Annotated in this window: 20 protein-coding genes, 1 pseudogene and 1 other annotated feature; of the genes and pseudogenes, 10 read left to right on the top strand and 11 right to left on the bottom strand. The window is 65.0% G+C overall.

Going from position 1 to position 18895, the window contains the following annotated elements:
* Positions 1–36: 36 nt before the first annotated feature.
* A complete protein-coding gene (locus L0M17_RS17965; RefSeq protein ID WP_241055765.1) occupies positions 37–1206 on the top strand; it encodes a permease in 1170 nt (389 codons plus the stop codon).
* Here the strand turns inward: L0M17_RS17965 and L0M17_RS17960 are convergent.
* From L0M17_RS17960 to L0M17_RS17950, 3 genes are read right to left on the bottom strand one after another with little or no spacing between them, the layout of a single operon-like run.
* The gene (locus L0M17_RS17960; RefSeq protein WP_241055764.1) at positions 1151–1681 is read right to left on the bottom strand and encodes a hypothetical protein; all 531 of its coding nucleotides are present in this window, start codon (positions 1679–1681) and stop codon (positions 1151–1153) included. The two genes, L0M17_RS17965 and L0M17_RS17960, sit on opposite strands and share 56 nt — an antisense overlap.
* 45 nt (positions 1682–1726) lie before the next feature.
* Positions 1727–2605, bottom strand: coding sequence for an SDR family oxidoreductase (locus tag L0M17_RS17955; RefSeq protein WP_241055763.1), 879 nt, complete (start codon positions 2603–2605; stop codon positions 1727–1729).
* Entirely contained in the window at positions 2602–3057 is a 456-nt protein-coding gene (locus tag L0M17_RS17950; protein WP_241055762.1) for a nuclear transport factor 2 family protein, read from the bottom strand. Before L0M17_RS17950 ends, L0M17_RS17955 begins: the two co-directional genes overlap by 4 nt.
* 77 nt (positions 3058–3134) lie before the next feature.
* Here L0M17_RS17950 and L0M17_RS17945 point away from each other — a divergent pair, with 77 nt between their 5' ends.
* Positions 3135–3818 (top strand): TetR/AcrR family transcriptional regulator, encoded by a 684-nt coding sequence (locus L0M17_RS17945; protein ID WP_241055761.1) that lies wholly within the window; start codon positions 3135–3137, stop codon positions 3816–3818.
* Here the strand turns inward: L0M17_RS17945 and L0M17_RS17940 are convergent.
* Positions 3812–4288, bottom strand: a complete 477-nt coding sequence (locus L0M17_RS17940) for a hypothetical protein (protein ID WP_241055760.1) — start codon at positions 4286–4288, stop codon at positions 3812–3814. The two genes, L0M17_RS17945 and L0M17_RS17940, sit on opposite strands and share 7 nt — an antisense overlap.
* 486 nt (positions 4289–4774) lie before the next feature.
* Here L0M17_RS17940 and L0M17_RS17935 point away from each other — a divergent pair, with 486 nt between their 5' ends.
* From L0M17_RS17935 to L0M17_RS17920, 4 genes are read left to right on the top strand one after another with little or no spacing between them, the layout of a single operon-like run.
* Entirely contained in the window at positions 4775–5893 is a 1119-nt protein-coding gene (locus L0M17_RS17935; protein WP_241055759.1) for a glycosyltransferase family 4 protein, read from the top strand.
* A 59-nt stretch (positions 5894–5952) separates the two neighbouring features.
* Positions 5953–6741 (top strand): class E sortase, encoded by a 789-nt coding sequence (locus L0M17_RS17930; RefSeq protein WP_241055758.1) that lies wholly within the window; start codon positions 5953–5955, stop codon positions 6739–6741.
* Position 6742: 1 nt separating this feature from the next.
* Complete coding sequence (locus tag L0M17_RS17925; protein ID WP_241055757.1) at positions 6743–6907, top strand: hypothetical protein; 165 nt, start codon at positions 6743–6745, stop codon at positions 6905–6907.
* On the top strand, positions 6904–7419 hold the full coding sequence (locus tag L0M17_RS17920; RefSeq protein ID WP_241055756.1) for a DUF6993 domain-containing protein: 516 nt from the start codon (positions 6904–6906) through the stop codon (positions 7417–7419). The genes L0M17_RS17925 and L0M17_RS17920 overlap by 4 nt, the downstream gene beginning before the upstream one ends.
* Before the next feature lie 211 nt (positions 7420–7630).
* Here the strand turns inward: L0M17_RS17920 and L0M17_RS17915 are convergent, their stop codons facing one another.
* Positions 7631–8347 carry a CPBP family intramembrane glutamic endopeptidase gene (locus L0M17_RS17915; RefSeq protein ID WP_241055755.1) on the bottom strand — a complete coding sequence of 239 codons (717 nt, stop codon included), beginning with the start codon at positions 8345–8347 and terminating at the stop codon, positions 7631–7633.
* Between the two features lie 90 nt (positions 8348–8437).
* Between L0M17_RS17915 and L0M17_RS17910 the strand changes: the two genes are divergently transcribed.
* Both L0M17_RS17910 and L0M17_RS22995 read left to right on the top strand, forming a co-directional pair.
* Complete coding sequence (locus L0M17_RS17910; RefSeq protein WP_241055754.1) at positions 8438–9865, top strand: tyrosine-protein kinase domain-containing protein; 1428 nt, start codon at positions 8438–8440, stop codon at positions 9863–9865.
* Between the two features lie 3 nt (positions 9866–9868).
* Positions 9869–10444, top strand: a complete 576-nt coding sequence (locus L0M17_RS22995; RefSeq protein ID WP_372498040.1) for an arsenate reductase/protein-tyrosine-phosphatase family protein — start codon at positions 9869–9871, stop codon at positions 10442–10444.
* A 243-nt stretch (positions 10445–10687) separates the two neighbouring features.
* On the opposite strand, the gene L0M17_RS17905 is transcribed toward L0M17_RS22995, so the two are convergent.
* The 3 genes from L0M17_RS17905 to L0M17_RS17890 form a co-directional block, all read right to left on the bottom strand.
* Positions 10688–10870, bottom strand: a complete 183-nt coding sequence (locus L0M17_RS17905) for a hypothetical protein (RefSeq protein ID WP_241056535.1) — start codon at positions 10868–10870, stop codon at positions 10688–10690.
* A gap of 639 nt (positions 10871–11509) precedes the next feature.
* The gene (locus tag L0M17_RS17895; RefSeq protein WP_241052565.1) at positions 11510–12586 is read right to left on the bottom strand and encodes an IS110 family RNA-guided transposase; all 1077 of its coding nucleotides are present in this window, start codon (positions 12584–12586) and stop codon (positions 11510–11512) included.
* Between the two features lie 229 nt (positions 12587–12815).
* On the bottom strand, positions 12816–13325 hold the full coding sequence (locus L0M17_RS17890; protein WP_255732160.1) for a transposase: 510 nt from the start codon (positions 13323–13325) through the stop codon (positions 12816–12818).
* Between the two features lie 53 nt (positions 13326–13378).
* On the opposite strand from L0M17_RS17890, the gene L0M17_RS17885 reads away from it, so the two are divergent.
* Positions 13379–14598 (top strand): IS3 family transposase gene (locus tag L0M17_RS17885; RefSeq protein WP_241055752.1). Its coding sequence is split into 2 segments (ribosomal slippage): positions 13379–13658 and positions 13658–14598, totalling 1221 coding nucleotides; the frame shifts between segments, so codons are not numbered across the junction.
* Positions 13657–13770, top strand: a sequence feature (AL1L pseudoknot). (Overlaps the previous gene by 114 nt.)
* Positions 14599–15048: 450 nt before the next feature.
* Here the strand turns inward: L0M17_RS17885 and L0M17_RS22780 are convergent.
* Positions 15049–15129, bottom strand: a pseudogene (locus L0M17_RS22780) (hypothetical protein); the annotation flags it as partial.
* Between the two features lie 154 nt (positions 15130–15283).
* On the opposite strand from L0M17_RS22780, the gene L0M17_RS17875 reads away from it, so the two are divergent.
* Positions 15284–15925, top strand: coding sequence for a transposase (locus L0M17_RS17875; protein ID WP_241055751.1), 642 nt, complete (start codon positions 15284–15286; stop codon positions 15923–15925).
* A 380-nt stretch (positions 15926–16305) separates the two neighbouring features.
* Here L0M17_RS17875 and L0M17_RS17870 read toward each other — a convergent pair whose 3' ends face one another.
* Entirely contained in the window at positions 16306–17511 is a 1206-nt protein-coding gene (locus tag L0M17_RS17870) for a glycosyltransferase family 4 protein (protein ID WP_241055750.1), read from the bottom strand.
* The gene (locus L0M17_RS22775; protein ID WP_241055749.1) at positions 17508–18878 is read right to left on the bottom strand and encodes an O-antigen ligase family protein; all 1371 of its coding nucleotides are present in this window, start codon (positions 18876–18878) and stop codon (positions 17508–17510) included. The genes L0M17_RS17870 and L0M17_RS22775 overlap by 4 nt, the downstream gene beginning before the upstream one ends.
* Between the last annotated feature and the right edge of the window lie 17 nt (positions 18879–18895).

The following is an 18895-nucleotide window of genomic DNA, read 5'->3' as shown; positions in this document are numbered from 1 at the left end:
AGCATTGGAGAGGGCTACGGAAGGGACGCAACGGGTATGGACGCCGTGAACGCAGTTCTGCACGCCCTGGCGGCGGCCGGGTCGATGGCGTGGGAGATCCTGTGGCCGCTGGTCCTGGGCTTCGCCCTGTCCGGAGTCGTGCAGGCCCTTGTGCGCCGCGAGCAGGTTACCCGGCTGCTCTCCGGGGACTCGCCCCGCGCCCTGACAGCGGCGGCGGGACTTGGTGCGGCGTCGTCGTCGTGCTCCTATGCCGCTGTCGCGCTGGCCAGGAGCCTCTTCCGGAAGGGGGCGAGCTTCGCCTCGGCGATGGCCTTCGAGATCGCCTCGACGAACCTCGTCATCGAACTCGGGCTGATTCTGGCACTGCTCATGGGCTGGCAGTTCACGCTTGCGGAGTTCATCGGCGGACCGATCATGATCGTCCTCGTGGCGCTGTTCTTCCGGCTCTGGATGCGCGGGAAGATCGTGGACGCCGCCCGCGCGCAGGCCGAGAAGGGCATCCCAGGATCGATGGAGGGCCATGCCGCGATGGACATGTCAGTCCAAGGTGAGGGGACCTTCTGGCAGCGGTTGTTCTCCCGCGAGGGCCTCGACTCCGTGGCGACCTACTTCGTAATGGACTGGGCGTCCGTGTGGCGGGACATCGTGGGCGGGCTTCTCATCGCGGGCGCCTTCGCCGCATGGGTTCCGACGGAGTGGCTCCGGGCCTTCTTCTTCGAAGGCAACCCGGTGCTCGCGGCGGCATGGGGCCCGCTAGTCGGCCCTGTGATCGCGATGCTGAGCTTCGTGTGCTCGGTCGGGAACGTGCCACTCGCCGCGGTCCTGTGGAACGGGGGCATCAGCTTCGGCGGGGTCGCGAGCTTCATCTTCGCCGACCTCATCGTGGTCCCCGTGATCGTGATCTACCGCAAGTACTACGGCGGCCGCGCCGCGCTGCGGATCACGGCGACGTTCTACCTCGCGATGGTCCTGGCCGGGTACGCCGTCGAACTGCTCTTCGCGGCCACCGGCCTGACCCCGAAGACCCGCAACGCGACCGTGATCGAAGCCTCCGTCTCGTGGGACTACACGACGTGGCTGAACATCGTGTTCCTCGCCATCGCCGCGGTCCTCCTGGTGCGCTTCTTCGCCAGCGGTGGCGCCGGGATGCTCAAGATGATGCGTCAGCCCCCGCCCGGAAGCGAGCCTTCGCGGTCGAACGCATGACCTCGGAGATGTCCCGGATCTGGCGGAGTGCGCGGTCGTGGAGGCGCTCCACGGTGAGGGCTTCGATCCGGGTGTCCTGATCGGCGAGCAGGAGGAGCGTCTCCCACAGCAGGGACTTGCCCGTCACAGCGCTGATCAGTCCCTCGAGCTCGAGCTGCCCGGGATGGCCGCCGGGGGCATGGGCGGGGTTGAGGGGGCCGAGCTTCGATGCCTGCTCGCCGATCCAGGCGGTGGCCTGCTTGTGTGGCGGCAATTCTGCGCCGAGGCTCTTCGCGATGCGTTCGAGTTCGTCCGAATCCTCCGTCACCTCGCGGGAGAGCCGTTCGAACGTCGGGCCGTGAGGCGTTCCGCTCCAGACCTTGGCGGCCTCTTCGAAAAGCCGTTTGCCGGAGTTCGCGGCAATGATGTGGTTCTGCAGGTAGTTGGAGAGCATTTCGTTGTCGACCTGGCCGCTGGTCGGCTGGGCGTCACTCATGATTCCTCCTGGCGCGTAGGTGCCCTCGCGAGCGTCTCCGTGCCCTTACCCCGTGCGCTCGCTCACAAGCTCCGCGAGTCCCCGGACAGGGATGTCGGGATAGGCCCTGCGCCCAGGTTGGGGGTCGAATTCTGCGGCGCCACTCTCCATCCAGATCGCCGCGGCTGCCATCCGGGCGAGGAACGGCGAGAACGGGCGCGCGGCCACACTCATGAGCCGAAGGGCAGGAATAGGAGCCCGCTGAATTGAACCGTGGCCGGCCTTCGTCAGGATGGCCTCGGCGAGCTCGTTGAAGGTGTGCGTCTCCGTGCCCCATTCGATCGTCTCGCTCAGGCACGAATCCTCGGACAGAATGCGGCGCAGCAGTTCCGCGGCATCTGGCGTCGAAGTGAACGTGACCTTCGCCGTTCCCGAACCAAACACCATGACGCGTCCTTTCGAGGGGAGCGGCTCAGCCATCGTCACGAGGAATTGTTCGAGATTCGGTCCCATTCGGACAATCGCCCATCCGGTTCCAGAATTTCGCACCGCGTCCTCGGCCGCGGCCTTCATCCGCAGGAATTCGAGCGAGGAATCGGCGGCCGCACCGTGCATCGACACCATGATGATCTGTGCGGCGCCGGCCCGGGCAGCGGCTGCGACGAGCCGCAGCGCCCCGTCCCGGTCGACGCTTCGCGGATCGCCACCCTTGCGGAGGCCGAATCCGGAGGCGGCGAAGACCACTTTTCGGCACCCGGCCACCGCGCGCTCGCAGTCCGAGAGCGAGGTGAGGTCACCGCGGAAGCGTTCGACGCCGTCGTCCGCCGCCGCTGGGAACGGCACCGAGGCGCCGCGGGACATGGTGCGGACAGGCTCGCCGTCGTTCTTCAGGAGACCTACCAGGGCGCTCCCGAGCCGGCCAGTGCCGCCGACGACGAGGATCATGGCTCGAGTGGAACCGGAGCCTGGGCGGCGGTCATGGCGCGGACAGCGGCGTTGACGTCCCCGGACTCGCGTTCCACGGGTTCGAGGTAGAAGCGGACGGCAGTCAGCTTGTCGTCCGTCACGGTGAAGATGGCGACGCCGGCCTGTTCGACGGGCACGCCGTCGAGTCGTGTACCTGACGAACTCCATTCGACCCAGACCTTTTCATCGGGCCCGGTGGCGCAGTCGTGGACTTCGAGGGCGAGTTCGGGGATGGCTGCGAAGAGTGAAGTCCAATTTCTGCGGACCTGTTCTCTGCCGCGGAAGTTCCGTTCGGGGTGGACGGGAGTGATGTTGACGTAGTCCTCGGCGAATTCGAGAACCATTGCTTCGAGGTCGTGCCGGCTGGCGGCGGCAAACATCCGCCGCACCGGTCCCACAGGGAGGCGGTTGATGCCGCCTGCGGTATCCATGGCGTGCTCCAAAAACTGAGGGTGTGAGCTAGGATGATTTCAATACAGTTCGCTGTATTGATTGGAGTGTAGGCCGTATGGCGGACGAGGTCAATGGGCAGAAAGCCCGCGTTCGCCCCCGCGCCTACGATGCCTCGCGTCGGCGCGCAGCCGCCGAAGGCACCCGGCGTCTGATCCTCGATATTGCCCGCGAGCTGTTCCTCGCGAAGGGGTACGGCGCGACGACTGTGGCCGAGATTGCACGCAGGGCGAAGGCTTCACCGGAGACCGTCTACAAGAACTTCGGGGGAAAGCCCGGCCTTGTCCGCGCCATCCAGGAGCAGAGCCTCCTGGGAGCGGTCGGGCCGCCGGCCGAGGAGCGGTCGGACCGCGCCCAGCTGACCGAGACCGATCCGCGGAAGCTCATGGACCGTTTCGGGCGCTTCACCACTGAGATCAGTCCGCTCGGCGCCCCGATCGTCCTCCTCATCCGGGATGCGGCAGCCAGCGGCCACGCCGAGATGGCTGAGCTGCTGCGCGACGTCGACGACGCGCGGTACCAGCGCATGCTCCACAACGCCAACCAGCTGGTGGGGCGCGGCCTCCTCCGCCCCGGGCTGAGCGCGGAGGAAGCCGCCGATGTGATGTTCACGTGCACGGCAGCGGAGCTCTACGAGAGCCTCGTGATCAAGAGGGGCTGGACGGCCGAGCGGTACGGCCGTTTCGTTGCCCGGGCGCTCGCGGCAAACCTTCTGGACCAGCCTTCCGATGCGCCTCAGTGAAGACCGATCAGCAGCATCTCCGAGGTTCCCGGGATGCACGTCTGGAGGAAGATCGGCGGGTACCCGCCGGCGAAGCCCGCGAGCACACTCTGCGGCGCGGAGTTGGGGACCACGAGGCGCTGGAACGCGGTGAACGTCCCGTAGCCCTGGACAGTGACGACTGTGCCGGGCTGGATCCAGCTCATGCGGCTCCAGCCACCGCAGAAATCGTGCTCGACGATGCTCACCGATGCCGTGACCGGTGTGAAGCGGATAGGGCCAATGCAGGCGTCCACGGCTGACTGGCCGCCCGCTCCGGCCACCGGAATGTAGGCCGTCGGCGCGGCCGGGGCCTGCGGCTGGACGGGCGCCGTCTCCGCGGCGGGGGCTGCCGCGGGGGGCGAGGCGAATGAGCCCCCGATGAGCATGAGGCTCCCGACCGCCGCGGACGCCGCAGCAGAGGAGCGTCTGAGGACTGTCTTCCGTTCCATGAGTCGAACCTCTGATCGGCGCCGGCCCCTAGCTCCGGCGGGGTCATCCCACAGTCTTTGGACGCGTCCAATCCGGTAAACGGGGTCGGGCAGAATCGAGTCCTCCGAAGGCCAGAATCAAGTGATAGGCCAAGACCGATTTCCAGTGCTCTGCGTACCGATCCCGTACCGCAGCAAGTAGGGGAGGCCGAGGATGGAAACAAGACAAGGCGTTCTCCCCGAGAACTAGGGGGGAATTCCCAGCAAGAGGGTTGGTAGCCTGTTCGGGCCGGAAAACCCCTGAATTTCCGGGACCAAAAGGTTCTATGAGGGGCTGACGAGCCCCAAATGCCTGCCGAAAGTGAACCTTAGAATCAGCTATGAATGAGCTATGAGGGCGGCGCGCCTTTGTTCTCTCTGCCCGCCTTGCTTTTTTGATCCCCATTCATTTTCGAGAGGCAGGCCATCAATGCGGGCGCAGACGACGACGCCGGGCGGCTGGGCAGCGTGAGCGGAATCCGACGGCGCATCGCCTGGCTGACGAATCTGGCGGCCCCGTACCGCCGGCCCGTCTGGGAGGATCTGGCGAGGCAGGCCGAGCTCGAAGTGTTCCTCCTGGAGAACGGCGGGCGGTTTGGCCGGGATTCGGGCAACCGCGAGGCTGGGTGGATGGCGTACGACGACGCCGCATATCCCGTGCGCGAAATCCCCACCTCGCGTATCTCGGTGGGGGAGCGGCAGATCTTCGTGCCGCGCAGTGCCAGCAGTCTGCCCGGCGACGGCTTTGACGCCCTAGTCCTCGGCGGGTGGGAGTCGCCAGTGTACTGGCTTGCAGCACTCCGCGGCCGTCGGTCCGGGGCGCGACTCGTCGGCTTCTACGAGTCGACGCTCGCCTCCCACGCCTTCCGTAGCGGCCCGATAGCCCGCGCTCGCCGGTCGTTCTTCAGGCGACTTGACGCCGTCGTCGTTCCCGGCCGCGCCGCGGAAGGCGCGGTCTTGGCGATGGGCGTGGATCAGGCGAAGATCCACGTCGGGTTCAACCCCGTGGACGTCAAGGCAATCCATGCTGCTGCTGCCCAGGCCCGCAAGAATCACTCGACCCTCGGCCGGGCGGGCCACCGTTTCCTCTACCTCGGCCAGCTCATCAGTCGGAAGAACGTCGGCAGCCTCATCACGGCGCTCTGGCGGCTTGCCGACACGGACGATTCGCTCACCATTGCCGGGACCGGCCAGCTCACCCCCGAGCTCATCCAGCTCCGCGACGACCTGGGACTCGAGGACCGGGTCGCGTTCATCGGCGCCGTCCCGTATGAGCAGGTTCCCGAACTGCTTGCGCAGCACGAGACGCTGGTCCTGCCCTCGGATGAAGAGGGGTGGGGGCTCGTCGTCAACGAGGCGCTGGCCGCCGGGCTGCACGTCGTCGTCACCCGTTCCTGTGGGGTCGCCGAATCCGTGGAGGGGATGGACGGGGTGTTTGTTGCGGATGTCCCGGACAGCAGTGTCCTCGCGCACGTGATGAGGCGCAGCAAGCGCGAATGGACCGGCCACATCGCAAGCCCCGAAATTCTCGCGCACACGCCCGAGGCATTCGCTGACGTCATCCGCCAAGCCGCGTTCGGCGGCTGACACAGCAAGCCCCTGTATCCTCTTCACGGGCTGGGCAGCGGCGGTATTTGGGGAGGAACGTGGCGGAAAAGCGGAGTGCGGCCGGACCGTCCGCATGGGTGAAGGCTCTCGGGATCACGGGGGAAGCCCTCATCACCATTGCGGTGATCATTGGGCTCTTCGTTCTCTGGTACGCATTCTTCAATCCGTGGGTCGTAGGCCTTCGTCAGGAGCAGGTCGCGTTACAGCAGAGCCGGCAGCTCTCGCAGCAGATCAAGAGCCAAGCCGCCCACACTCCTGCGCCAGCGCCGTCGGCCGGGAAGCTGGCGACCACGGGGGAGAAGGCGAGCGCGATTCCCGTCATGGCCGAGCCGCCCAACATCGCCGACACGATCGGCGTCGTCTACATCCCCCGCCTCGGGACAGACTGGCGGCGCATCCTGCGCGAATCTGTGAACACCGAACTGGTCCTCAACAGCGTGACGGCCGGCGTCGGCCATTACACGGGCACCGCGATGCCAGGCGGCCTCGGTAATTTCGCCATCGCCGCCCACGACATCGGGTACGGCAACAGCTTCCTCAATCTGAGCAAGCTGCGCCTCGGCGACAAGGTCTACATTCAGACCTCGCTGGGCTGGTACACGTACACGTTCCGGAATTTCCAATTCGTGCAGCCGGATGCGATCAATGTCCTCGACGCCGTGCCCACCGTCTCCCGAACCCCGGGCAACGACCGCCTCATCACGCTCACCACGTGCTATCCGGCCATCTTTCCGCCGCTCGAGCGCGTCGCCGCGTACGGGACGTTCGTCGGCTTCAGCACCACAGCGCCCGCTGAATTGGACCCCACGCTTGCAAAGGACGGCTGAGATGTACCGAGCGCTGTGGAGGAGCCTTCCGGGGCCGGTCGTCGTGCGGATCCTCATCCTTGCCCTGATCATCGCCGTGCTGCTGATCGTCCTTGATCAGTGGGTCTTCCCGTGGATGGCGGCGACGTTCGTGGACGACGGCGCGACCGTGGGGACGGCCTCGTGAAGAATTTCGTGTGGGGAGGCCTCGTCGTTGTGCTCCTGGCCGTTGGCGGGTACGGGCTGACCGGCGCGCTCCAAGGCCTGGACTTGAGCCCGGCCCCGAAGGCGAGCGCTCCGGCGTCGTCCGTGCCTTCCCCGTCACCGACCCCCAGTGCCAGCGCGCCACCTGCCGCGGCTCTGGCCCGCTTCGATCCCTCCGCCACGGGCGCCGCGAACCTCGACCTGTTCAAGCGGACGCTGGAGAAGGCCGCGCAGTCGACGGCGGCGTCGTCGGTTGAGGCGAAGACTCTCACCACTGCGCTCACGGGCGTGGGCTTCAACGCGGCCGCGATGCAGCAGAGTGCGGACCAGACGAGCGCAAACCTCCAGGCACCGACCCTCGTGGTTTCGGTCCGTCTCGGTGCGCAGTGCCTCGTAGGCCAGTTCGTGAGGTCGGACGCGAGCATTTCGACGGAGATCGCGGCGCCGATTCAGACGGGTGCGTGCCTGATCGGGCGGCAGTCGCCCGCTTCCTGACGATTCGTGACGGGGAAAAGACGGAGCCCCTGGGCCGTTGGCACCCAGGGGCTCCGCTTGCCCGTCCACGTGGGGGAGCGTGGAGGGCCTTTCCCTTCTCCATAAGGGGGTTTTCTGAAGAAGTGATCCCAGCCTATGGGCACATAACACCCCCTCCGTGGTCGATCCGCGGTACTCGGTGTTGAAAAATTTTGGCGTCTACGTGGTGGCCCTAGACGGGCCACGTCAGCAGCACGCCGAGCCCGTTGAACACGATGTGCCCTGCGATTGAACCGCCCAGTCGGTTCGTGGCTGCCGCTGTCGTGCCGGCTAGGAGCGCGAAGATGAATGTCGAGATTCCGGTGAGCATGGCCTCGTTCGGGGTGCCGATGAGCAGGAGTGCGTGGACCAAAGCGAAGGCGAGCGAGGTGAGGACGACGGCGGCAGCCCACCTAGGCGCGCGACCGAGAGGTTCGAGGGCGGCGGCAAGGCTGCGCTGGATGAGGCCGCGGAAGTAGATCTCCTCGATCACCGGGGCGATGACGACGGGAGCGAGGATCCCGAGCACGATGGTCTGAACGACCGGGCTGGCGAGGGCACTGAGTGTTGGCTGCAGGACGAGGCCGCCCGAACCGGTGAGGACCATACGGAGGAACGCGTCGAATGCGCGGCCGAGGCAGCCGATGCCGAGGCCCCAGAGCGCGTCGAGGGGCTGGAAGCGGAGCCCAAGGAAGGCGAGGGTCTCACTGAGGCGTTGTTTGGCGAAGCACAGTGTTAGGGCCGCGAGCAGGGGAATCCAGACTCCGAGGAAGGCAACTGCGCCTAGGAGGGTGGGGTTGACTTGAGCGGGCGGGATCGCTTCGATCGCCCAACCGCACACGACGGCGGCAACGAGGCCGAGCGTTGCCCAAGCTAAGCGCGGTACTCGCAGGGGGGTGATCGTGTCCATCATTCTCCACTGAGGCCGTAATGGGTGTTGACGTGTGGCAACATATGTGTGGACACGGAGTGCAACCGTGTGACCTATGGGGGAGGGCCCTTGGAGCTTCGAGACTATGTTCGCATCCTACGCGCAGGCTGGATCCTAGTCGTTGTGATGGCATTGGCGGGGGTGGCCGCCGCTGCAATCTTCTCCCTTGTAAGCAAGCCGCAGTTCAAGGCCTCCGCACAGGTTTTCGTCTCGACGCAGTCGGGCGGAACCGTCACGGACCTTGTCCAAGGCAGCACTTTCACCCAACAGCGCGTGAAGACGTATGCCGGCCTCGTCACGACTCCCATCGTTCTCTTGCCCGTCATTTCTAACCTTCATCTTTCTACGACGGCAGATGACCTCGCGAAATCGGTCACAGCTACAGCATCCCTCGATACGACGCTTATAGAAATCTCGGCGACGTCGCCTGATCCTGTCCAATCGGCTAATATCGCCAACGGTATTTCCCAGAGCCTGACCAATGTCGTTCAGAACATAGAATCGACGGGATCCCAGAGCGCTGAGGTCAAGCTGACCAGAGTACAGGAGGCCGAGGTCCCCTCAGCGCCTGTAACGCCTAATGTGCCAATCGATGTCGCGCTCGGTCTCTTCCTCGGGCTTGCACTTGGTGTTGGAGTTGTTGTTCTTCGGCACACTCTCGATAACCGAGTTCGCAGCGATCAGGATGTTCAAACGATAAGTGCCGCGCCTATCCTCGGTGGGATCATGTATGACGCGAAGGCGTCCAAACGGCCTCTCATCGTTCAAGACGATCCGCGCAGCCCTCGGGCCGAAGCCTTCCGGACACTGCGGACCAACCTGCAGTTCCTTGACGCCGGCGAGGGAGCCCGCTGCTTCGTGGTCACGTCGGCGATTGAGAGCGAAGGGAAGAGCAGCACGGCGTCCAACCTTGCAATCGCACTCGACAACGCGGGACATAGGGTGATCGTCATTGACGCTGACCTCCGTCGTCCAAAGCTCGCGACCTACATGGGTCTTGAGGGTGCGGTGGGTCTCACCGATCTGCTCATCGGGAGGGCGGACATGGAGGACGCGGTCCAGCAGTGGGGCCAGGGCGGACTGCACGTTCTTCCGGCAGGAAGTGTGCCGCCGAACCCGAGTGAACTTCTGGGCTCAGCGGCCATGCAGTCGCTTGTGAAGCGTCTGGAAGGCCAGTTCGACTACGTGCTCTTCGACGCCCCGCCCCTTCTCCCAGTGACCGACGCCGCGGTTCTCAGCAAGTTCGCCGGGGGAGCCATTGTTGTAGTAGCAGCTGGTCGCACTCACCGTAGTCAGCTTGCCGCTGCCGTAACAGCTCTCGAAAACGTCGGAGTGCGACTATTCGGCTTCGTCCTCACCATGCTTCCGGCGCAAGGGCCGCATTCTTATGGTTATCAAACGTACGGCTACGGTCCCGTCTATGCTCAGGATGACGTAACCGTCGGCAAGGAGTCGCGGCGAATGATGCATCGCCGAGTCCGGGGACTTTCGGGGTAGCTTATGGATCAAGCAAGGTTCACTGTCCTTATGATTTGCTCTGGAAACCTGTGTCGTTCTCCAATTGCGGAGCAGCTTCTAAGAACTCGGACGATAGGGTACCCGCTTCGTGTATGCAGTGCTGGGGTGATCGCCGAGGAAGGAGCCGCGATGCCCAAGGAAGCAGCTGCCGTCTCCCGCATGTACGGGGGTGAACCAGACGGCCACCGCGCCCAGCTGTTGACAGAGGGGCATTTGCGATCCGCTGACCTTGTTTTGACGGCTGCTCGATCCCACCGCCGGTCCGTTGTGCAGATTCTTCCGAGTATGTCGCGGAGGACGTTTACCATAAATGAGTTCGCGCGACTGATCGCTGCAGTCCCCCTGTCGGAGTTATCTCGACCGTCCGATCCAGCTAGATTGGTTGAGGCCGCCCGCGCACTTCGGGGGTTTGTCCCCCCACCGGAGAACGAATACGATGACGATCTTGAGGATCCATATCGCCAGCCTTTCGAGGTATACGAAATGGTGGGGAGCCGGATTCAGCAGCAGATTGGCGTCATAGCGGAGAGGCTGTGGCCGTGGAGAGCGCCTCGATGAGTGGGGTCAGGCGAAAAGGACACGGGAGACTCTACTGGGCCATCGGGGGAGTCTTTTTGTTTGTTGCCCTCGACATTTTGCTCGTGGTCGTGGCCTACATGCATGGGCATCCCGAGGTGCAAGGGACGACCGGCCCAATTCCGACATATTCATCGCCCGTTGCGCCTGCGAAGACACCAGCACCTACTCCGTCGGAATCGTCTAGCGAATAGGAGTTGGAGAGCATTGGCCTCTCATTGGGAGCTACCTTCTAATACGGGAGTAGAAGGCGACATCGTGCCATGACTGGCGTGAACCGGCATGGGTTTCCCGCCGCTTCTCGAAGGAGCTGTTGGCGGGGCCAGCGTGGTAGGCGTTCTCGAACTGGGCTGTGCTCTGCTGGCCGATGACCGATCGAGCCTCGGCTGCGTTGTACCCGCGACCCATCCGGCGGCGTCCACGAGGCCCTTGTAAGCTCCGTCGTGGAAGATCGTGGTGAGGACGCACTCTGTCTTGTAGAGCCAATTGCCAAGGACTTCATGAGCGCGTTGTCGTGCGCGTCCCAGACAGAGCCGATCGGGCCATCCTCTCGAGGTCGTGTCGGTCGGTCAGCCGGATCGAGGTGTACCTGAGCTGCCCGGTCGGGTCGTGTGTGTCGAAGACCGTCCGCACGGGCCACTGCTCGGGCCGAGAGCGTATCGGCACCGCGGAGGAACAGGCGCTGGTTCGCCCGTCCCGCGTCGACCGCGTCCGCGGCGGCCCCTGACCTCCTGGGAGAGCCGCTGCCTGGCCTCGGTCACCGCCTGGGTGGCGAGGAGGCGAGGTGGAAGGCGTCGACCGGGACCGCGGCGCGGGGCAGCCACATGCGCAGGCCCGTGCGGAACGCCGCGGACGGGTCGATCGCGACGTCATCGGCCCAGAGCCGCCACGTCAGGCGCCGGGCGAAGGGGGCTCTTCGCGGTTCCGCGGGAATGGTCCTGCTGGGATGAGTGTCACGCCGCTGTCTGAGCGGCGCTCCTGAGCAGGATACGGGACCGGTAGTTCTCCGGGTTGCGGAAGCCGCGGCCGGTGAATCTTCTATGTCTGTCAAGCTGCTGTTGTGACCGGGTGTTGGTGGAGTGCGTTGAGTGTGCGGTAGAGGTGTCGGGCGAGGTAGCGCTTGAGGCAGCGGCGGATCTCGCGTGGGGTCTTTCCCTCTGCGGTGCGCCGCTCGGCGTAGGCCCGCGTGTCGGGGTCGTGGGCCATTCTGGTGATGATCGCCATGTGAAGCGCGCGGTTGAGGCGCCTGTCGCCTCCCCGGTTGAGCCGGTGCCGGACAGTGTTCCCTGACGATGCTGGGATGGGGCTGACGCCGGCGAGGGCGGCGAAGGCGGCCTCGGAGCGGACCCGGCCGAGGTGGGACCAGACAATGTAGGCCACTGCGGCGGTGACTGGCCCGATGCCGGTCTCCTCCAGCAGCGCTGCCGCTGGGCTGGCCCGGAGCAGTTCTGTGATGCGTCCTTGGTTCTGCTTGAGCTCCGTATGGAGGGCGGTGATGCGCTTGGCCAGCCGGACGGCCTCGGTGCGTGCGGTGGCCGTGGCGATGTCTTCCGCCCGTGCCCGCCACCCGGCGGTCTCGGTGATCTGGGTGCCCGAGAGCGGGCGGCGGGCGTCGAGGCCGAGGTCCACGGTCCGGACCAGGGCGGTGAGGGCGTTGACCTTGGCCGTGCGCTCGAGCGTCATCTGCTCGCGGGCCGCGACGAGCACCCTAAGGGCTGCGCGCGCGCCGTCGTCCTGGCGTGGGATGCGCAGGCGGTCCTCATCAAGCGGGAGGGCGGCCGCGGCGATCGCTGCCGCATCGAGCGGGTCAGACTTGCCCGTGGTGGTCCGTGAGCGCATATAGCCCCTCGGGGCCTCCACGACTTCGAAGCCGGCGTCTGTGACGGCCCCGCTGAGCTGGGCTCCGTAGCTGCCCGTCCCCTCGATCACCCACAGCGTGTCCGCGTCGCCGCCGGTCCGGCGGGCTGCCCAGTCCATGGCCCGGCGCATGCCCGCGGCCGTGGCGGGGAACTGCTGGCAGCCGAGCTGCTCCCCGGTCGCCGCGCGGAGCACCGCGAGGGTGTGGGTGCGGGCGTGGGTGTCCACGCCGATGACGAACGGGCGGGACTGTGCGACAGTGGTCATCGCGGCCACGGGTTTCCTTCCTCTTGACGGGCAGATGCTTCGGGCCGCGTCGCGGCCGGCGTCGGCCCGGGTGAAGGTCACTCCGAGGCATTACTGTGATGGGCCACAGCCCAGGGCTGGGCAGTCTTCTGATCAAGCCATTCGGTGTGGGCCGGGCGGCGCCGGCTGCCAACCCCCGGACTGGACAATTCACTAGGAAGGGCCCACGGGGGGCCAGCGTTTGATTGAGTCACAGCCCGGGGGAAGACGACCAGCTTCTACCCTGCCAGCCGGTCCCGGACCAGCCATACCGAGCCTCACAGCGTTTGATGTTCTTGATCGCGGTGTTGTTCGCCTCGACCTTGGCGGTCGTGGCGCCGGTGACGATCAGGACCTCGATCTCGGCCCACCACCGCGTCACGGTGCGCAGGAGCCGCTTCGTCTCCGGAGTGGGAGTCGCCCCGACGAGGCCCTCGAGGATCCACAGGTGGTCGCCGGCCTCCTCGAGCGAGCCGGAGGAGAGCAGGGCGCGGAGCTGTTCCTTGGCCTCCCACGCCGCCTTGAGCTGCCCGGTCGGGTCGTCCGTGTCGAAGACCGTCCGCAGCCGTGCCACTGCCCGGTCGGAGAGCGTCTCGGCGCCGCGCAGGAGCAGGCGCCGGTTCGCCCATCCCGGGTCGACCGCGCGTCCGCGGCGGCCCCTGACCTCCTGGGAGAGCCGCTGCCTGGCCTCGGTCACCGCCTGATTGGCCAGGGAGACCAAGTGAACCGCACCGGGTTTGATGGAGAGATCGATGACCCGGAAGGATTTCTCTCATGTCAGCACCGCGGAAGTACCCGGCCGAACTGAAGGAGCGCGCGACGCGCATGGCCTTGGAGGCCCGCGCCGATCCCGCGACCAGGGTCGGGGCGTACAAGCGGATCGGGGAACAGCTGGGGATCCATCCCGAGGCGCTGCGGACGTGGGTGCGCGAGACGGAGGTCGACGAGGGGCTGCGACCGGGGACGACCAGCACTGACGCTGCCCGGATCGCCGAGTTCGAGCGGGAGAACCGCGAGCTGCGCCGGGCGAACACGATCCTGAAGCAGGCCTCGGCTTTCTTCGCGGCGGAGCTCGACCGCCCGTCGAGGTGATGTGCGCCTTCGTCGAGGAGCACCGCGACGAGCACGGGGTCGAGCCGATCTGCCGCGTCCTGCAGATCGCCCCGAGCACCTACTACGCCCACCGCACCCGCCAGCCCTCCGCGAGGGCGCTGAGGGATGCCGGGCTGGCCGAGAAGATCCGCACCGTGCATGAGGAGAACTACGGCGTCTACGGGGTCCGCAAGGTCCATGCTGCCCTGAACCGTGAGGGCATCCCGGTGGCGCGCTGCACCGTCGAGCGGCTCATGCGCGCCGAGGGCCTGCGCGGGATCAGCCGCGCCAAGGGCCCGCGCACGACACGTCCGGCCCCCGAGACGGCCCGCCCCGCCGACCTGGTCGAGCGCCGGTTCACCGCGGAGGCGCCGAACCGGCTCTGGGTCGCGGACATAACGTATGTGCGCACCTTCGCCGGCTGGGTCTACGCGGCGTTCGTCCTGGACGTCTTCGCCCGCCGGATCGTGGGCTGGCAGGTCTCCACCAGCCTCTACACCGAACTAGCCCTCGACGCCCTGCAGATGGGCATCTGGGCCCGCACCAGGGACGGGGCCGACCTGGCCGGTCTGGTCCACCACTCCGACCGCGGGGTCCAGTACCGGGCCATCCGCTACACCGAGCGCCTCGCCGAGGCCGACGGGGTCGCCTCCGTCGGCTCGCGTGGGGACAGCTACGACAATGCCATGGCCGAGGCCCTGAACTCCCTGTTCAAGGCCGAGCTGGTCCGCAACAGAGGCCCCTGGCGCGACATCAACCACCTCGAGATCGCCGTGGCCGAATGGGTCGACTGGTACAACCACCGGCGCCTCCACGGCGAGCTCGGCCACGTCCCCCCCGCCGAATACGAAGCGGCCCATGCCGCACCAGCCCAACAGCCAGAACCCACGAAAACCAACTAAAAAGTACTCCATCAAACACGGGGCTTGACAGTCTCTGCCGTCCACGATGCCCAGGACCTGCCCGGTGTCCAGATCCACGATCGTTGTCATCCACGGCTCGACCCGCATCCACGGAGAGGACTCGTCGGTGCGGAAGAACCGCACGGAGCGGTAGCGATGCTCGTCGATCCCGAGCCGCTTCGGCGCGAGGGCGTCCACGTCCGGCAGGGTCGCCACTGCCGCATCGAGGGCCTTCTGGACGAGCCACCAGGACACCCCGTGCGCCGCCGCCGCCTCAACGGCCGACCGGCCCGAGGCGACCACTGCATCGACGAGTGCCCCCAGCAGCCGCGCGGTCGAACGCGCGCGGCTGGGCACCTGCCCGGTGGCCTCGGTGAACGACCCACGGGGGCAGGCCGGCTCGTCGCAGAAGAACCTGCGCTTTCGCCACAGCACCACCGCGGAACCGGCCACGGGAACGTCCCGCAGCCGCTGGAAGCGGGTGTCCTTGACACGTTCCGAGAGGACGCCGCAGGACGGGCACCCCGGCACCACACCGGCGGACTCGACCACCACCCGGCGGAGCCCGAGGGCGGTGACGGCTGCGGAGAGGACGCGGTATTCGGGCAGGTTGAAGATCACGGTGGCAGCACAGGGCTGCCCCGACGTAGGCTCGATCAAGGCTCGTGGTTCCTGACGGTTACGGATGCTTAGACAACACCCATTCCAGCAGGGCCACGAGCCCCTTCACGCTCTACGCCACGAGCCCGTTTCCCGACGAACCGCGAAGAGCCGGCTTCCGCGCACCGCGGTCTCGGTCGACGCGTTCCACCTCGTCCAGCTGGCGAACCAGGCCGTCACCGAGGCCAGGCAGCGGCTGAGCCAGGAGATCAAGGGCCGCCGCGGCAGGGCGGTGGACCCGGGGTGGGCGAACCGGCGCCTGCTCCTGCGCGGCGCCGAGACCCTCTCCGGCCGCGGCAGGGCCCGACTGCGGGCGGTCTTCGAATCCGACGACCCGACCGGGCAGCTGCAGGCCGCCTGGGAGGCCAAGGAGCAGCTCCGCACCCTGCTCGCGTCCGGGGCGCTCGAGGAGGCGCGGGACCACCTGCGGATCCTCGAGGGCCTCGTCGAGGCCGCCCCGACCGTGGAGACGAAACGGCTCCTGCGCACCGTGAAGCGCTGGTGGAACGAGATCGAAGTCCTCATCACCACCGGCGCGACCACGGCCAAGGTCGAGGCGAACAACACCGCGATCAAGAACATCAAACGAACCGGACGGGGCTTCCGGAACCCGGACAACTACCGATCCCGTATCCTGCTCAGGAGCGCCGCTCAGACAGCAGCGTGACACTCACCCAGCAGGACCATTCCCGCGGAAACGCGAAGAGCCACCAAACCCCATCCTGACCTGCGGAAACACTCCACACCCCGCTTCACCTGTGCAAGTCAGGCGAAGCTCACCTGACCGTTGAGTTGAGTTCGCTGCACTGGCCCTCTCCCGAACAGTCCAGAAGAGGACCGGCCTCGGGATCGAGAACGTCGTCAAACAGCTGCGGTTCCCGGGCTTAGAGACCATCGCCGTCAGGAGCACCACCCGAACCTTCCCCCGCCCGAGCTGCAACAATCTTCGACGCCATTCACAGTCCGAAACCCACGCATCAAGCAATTGAGTCAACTCTGGTCAGGAGCTGAGAGTTCGCCTGCATGTAGGTCTATCGTCGCACCCGGCTACCGAAGGAGAGCCTCGTACACGTCATTAAGTTGCCGGACAACATTCGACCAACCCCACTTAGCGGCGAATCCAGACCGAAGGCGCCTACGCAGAGCTTCGAGAGCCTGTTGATCATTGAGCAAGCGAATGAGCGCGTCGGCAAGGGCGTCGGGGCTGGTTCCGTCCGACAAGAGTGAGGGGGACAGGCCTGCCACAAGTTCTGGGTTGGCGCCGACAGGGGTGACAAGGGCTGGGGTGCCGAGCGAGAGCGACTCGGCGGTGGAGAGGCCGAAGCCTTCCAAGTATAAGGTGGGTGTGACCGAAAGCGTTGCCTTGGTGTACTCGGAAACTAGTTGTTCATCCGAAATACGACCCAAAAGCTGGACGACCCCTACGAGGTCGAGCCTCTCAATCAAGGCCCGAATGTCGGCCTCCCTTGGGCCGGTGCCTGCGAGGCGAAGCGTTATATGGGGCACAGCCTCACGTACAGCAGGCATGGCCTCCACAAGCTGCTCGACCCCCGTCCGTTCGACGAACCGACGAGCTGCGAACAAGCGCGGACCCCGTCCGCCGTCATCATCTGTAGCTGGCCCATCGCTGGTTCCGTGCCATGCGAATCTAGCCTCGTCCAAACCGCCTGGGACGACTCTGATCTTCCGCGAGGGAACGCCGAGTTCGCGAGCTTCTCTTGCTGTAAAGTCGCTGAGCGTCAGAACGACGCGAGCCCGCTTAAGAACGAAACGTTCGGCAGCTTTCATGCCTAGAACAGCCATGCGTTCCCCGAACCTCGACATCGCGTAAGAACCCTGTCGTTCGCCGACTAATTCACGGTAGACAGGTGCATGAAACGTATAGACGAATGGAATTCGAAGCAGGGCGAGAGCAAGGGTCGGTACAGGAAAGTGAGCATGAATAATGGTGGACCCATTGGCCAATTCTGATCGGCTAACTTCCTCGCGAAGTATCCGTCTTACGCCTGAAAATACCATGAAAGGATACCAGATCGCGAATAGCCGCGAGGATTTAGGTGGACTCGGGTGCCTCCTCACGAGGACGCCGTCTTCGCCGGACTCCTTTTCAGGGGCGCAAGGCGTCGTAGCCTTGCTGATGACGACCACTTCGTGGCCCTCCGTGACAAAGGATGCTGCAAGTTCTCGGACATAGCGTTCGAGCCCACCCAACTTGTCTGGCGCGATCACGTTGGTTACATGAATAATCTTCATTGCATGGTCCTTCCCGCCGCTATAGCGACTTCGATAGTGAGGGCTGACCGCGCGGACATCTGGGGATCGCTACCAAATCCTGATAATTCCCCAGATCCCGCTATGCAGGATTGTTGAGATGAGAAGGTAACAGCGATTAGGGCCCACAAAATTGGAGAAGCAAAGTCCGGTAGTGAAACGAACGCCGATGACAGAAAACCGATCAGGGCAAGGGCCGCCGGGACTTCGGAATGCTTGGACAGTCCACGGAAAACCGATATCGAGACTGCTCTTAGAAAGAGGGCGGTCCCGACCAGTCCAATTTGGCTCAGCAACATCAAGAGTAACGATGAGCCGCGATTACTGCCATCACCGGCTCCGAGCAGGAACGTTTTTAAGAACACCGTGATCGAATTCTGGTCAACGAGCGTCCGATCTGTGAGCGATACTGATCCAAACTTACTTTGCACGATAGTGTTGATCATGTCGAAGAGACTAGGGAGCAAGACAATTAGGGCCACTAATGCGGCAATCCCTCCTAAGAAAACAGGGACTCGTATCCGTACCGCCTTTTTGAACTGGCTCGTTCGTAGCGATACCGCCAACATGGCGAGTAGCGCGGCTCCCAGTCCAACTGCAGCCGTGCCAGACGCCGATGCAATCAGCAGCGTGAGGGCCATCGACACCAGGACGCCGTATACTACGAATGTTCGAAGAGACCTGACACGAGCCAGCCTAGCTCCGAAGTAAATACTCGCCGCGACAGCGAATGCGCCCAGATGAGATGGCTCACTAAATTGACCTCGAAGTCGGCCTGTCTCGATGGTGTAGAAGCCACGCGGAGAGTTGTCGAATATTGCGTGAGGCCAGGCTCCTCCGATGAAGGAAGAACATGCTACGAGGGCTCCGATGGCAAAACCAACAGTGAGGTGGCGGCTACCAAAGGTGCCATCGCGTTGACTGCGAAGAACGAAAATAACGTTCAGAAGCAAATACGCGACCTGTGCCAGGTTTGATGAAGTGAAGCCGAGGGGGGTCAATGACGCTACTTGCTGGTCGATACCATCGGCGGCAGAGATGACGCCGAGGCCCGCGAACAGGACCGGAGAGATAGCGGTTATGACGCTACAGTATATGAACATGATTATGAGGACCAGCCTCCCGGGAAGCTGGCCGTTCTGCAATGGCTCGCGCCGCCAGACGGTGAACGAGGACAGCAGGTATACGATGAGGCCCAAGTAGAAGGGAGTAATTGTTGCAGTCCCTAGTGCCATAACAATGGAGTCATTGAATGAAATCGACGATGCCAGCACAAGGAGCACCCAGCGGCGACCGCCGAATAAAGCGATTGCGTATGCGCCCGCAAAGATCATTCCGAGAGCAGTCACCTTTGAGTCCTTCTGTG

Origin of the sequence: Sinomonas terrae (assembly GCF_022539255.1) — a bacterium.
In the GTDB taxonomy this organism is placed as follows: Bacteria; Actinomycetota; Actinomycetes; order Actinomycetales; family Micrococcaceae; genus Sinomonas; species Sinomonas terrae.
Note: the sequence above shows the minus strand (reverse complement) of the source record. Positions and strands in the feature narration are given on the sequence as shown.

What these genes read in the sequence shown, in the direction of transcription:
- L0M17_RS17875 (WP_241055751.1), top strand. Translation starts at nt 15,284, where the DNA reads ATGCTTAGACAACACCCATTCCAGCAGGGCCACGAGCCCCTTCACGCT.
- L0M17_RS17950 (WP_241055762.1), bottom strand. Translation starts at nt 3,057, where the DNA reads ATGGATACCGCAGGCGGCATCAACCGCCTCCCTGTGGGACCGGTGCGG.
- L0M17_RS17945 (WP_241055761.1), top strand. Translation starts at nt 3,135, where the DNA reads ATGGCGGACGAGGTCAATGGGCAGAAAGCCCGCGTTCGCCCCCGCGCC.
- L0M17_RS17925 (WP_241055757.1), top strand. Translation starts at nt 6,743, where the DNA reads ATGTACCGAGCGCTGTGGAGGAGCCTTCCGGGGCCGGTCGTCGTGCGG.
- L0M17_RS22995 (WP_372498040.1), top strand. Translation starts at nt 9,869, where the DNA reads ATGGATCAAGCAAGGTTCACTGTCCTTATGATTTGCTCTGGAAACCTG.
- L0M17_RS17960 (WP_241055764.1), bottom strand. Translation starts at nt 1,681, where the DNA reads ATGAGTGACGCCCAGCCGACCAGCGGCCAGGTCGACAACGAAATGCTC.
- L0M17_RS17895 (WP_241052565.1), bottom strand. Translation starts at nt 12,586, where the DNA reads ATGACCACTGTCGCACAGTCCCGCCCGTTCGTCATCGGCGTGGACACC.
- L0M17_RS17940 (WP_241055760.1), bottom strand. Translation starts at nt 4,288, where the DNA reads ATGGAACGGAAGACAGTCCTCAGACGCTCCTCTGCTGCGGCGTCCGCG.
- L0M17_RS17965 (WP_241055765.1), top strand. Translation starts at nt 37, where the DNA reads ATGGACGCCGTGAACGCAGTTCTGCACGCCCTGGCGGCGGCCGGGTCG.
- L0M17_RS17870 (WP_241055750.1), bottom strand. Translation starts at nt 17,511, where the DNA reads ATGAAGATTATTCATGTAACCAACGTGATCGCGCCAGACAAGTTGGGT.
- L0M17_RS17915 (WP_241055755.1), bottom strand. Translation starts at nt 8,347, where the DNA reads ATGGACACGATCACCCCCCTGCGAGTACCGCGCTTAGCTTGGGCAACG.
- L0M17_RS17905 (WP_241056535.1), bottom strand. Translation starts at nt 10,870, where the DNA reads ATGGGTCGCGGGTACAACGCAGCCGAGGCTCGATCGGTCATCGGCCAG.
- L0M17_RS17955 (WP_241055763.1), bottom strand. Translation starts at nt 2,605, where the DNA reads ATGATCCTCGTCGTCGGCGGCACTGGCCGGCTCGGGAGCGCCCTGGTA.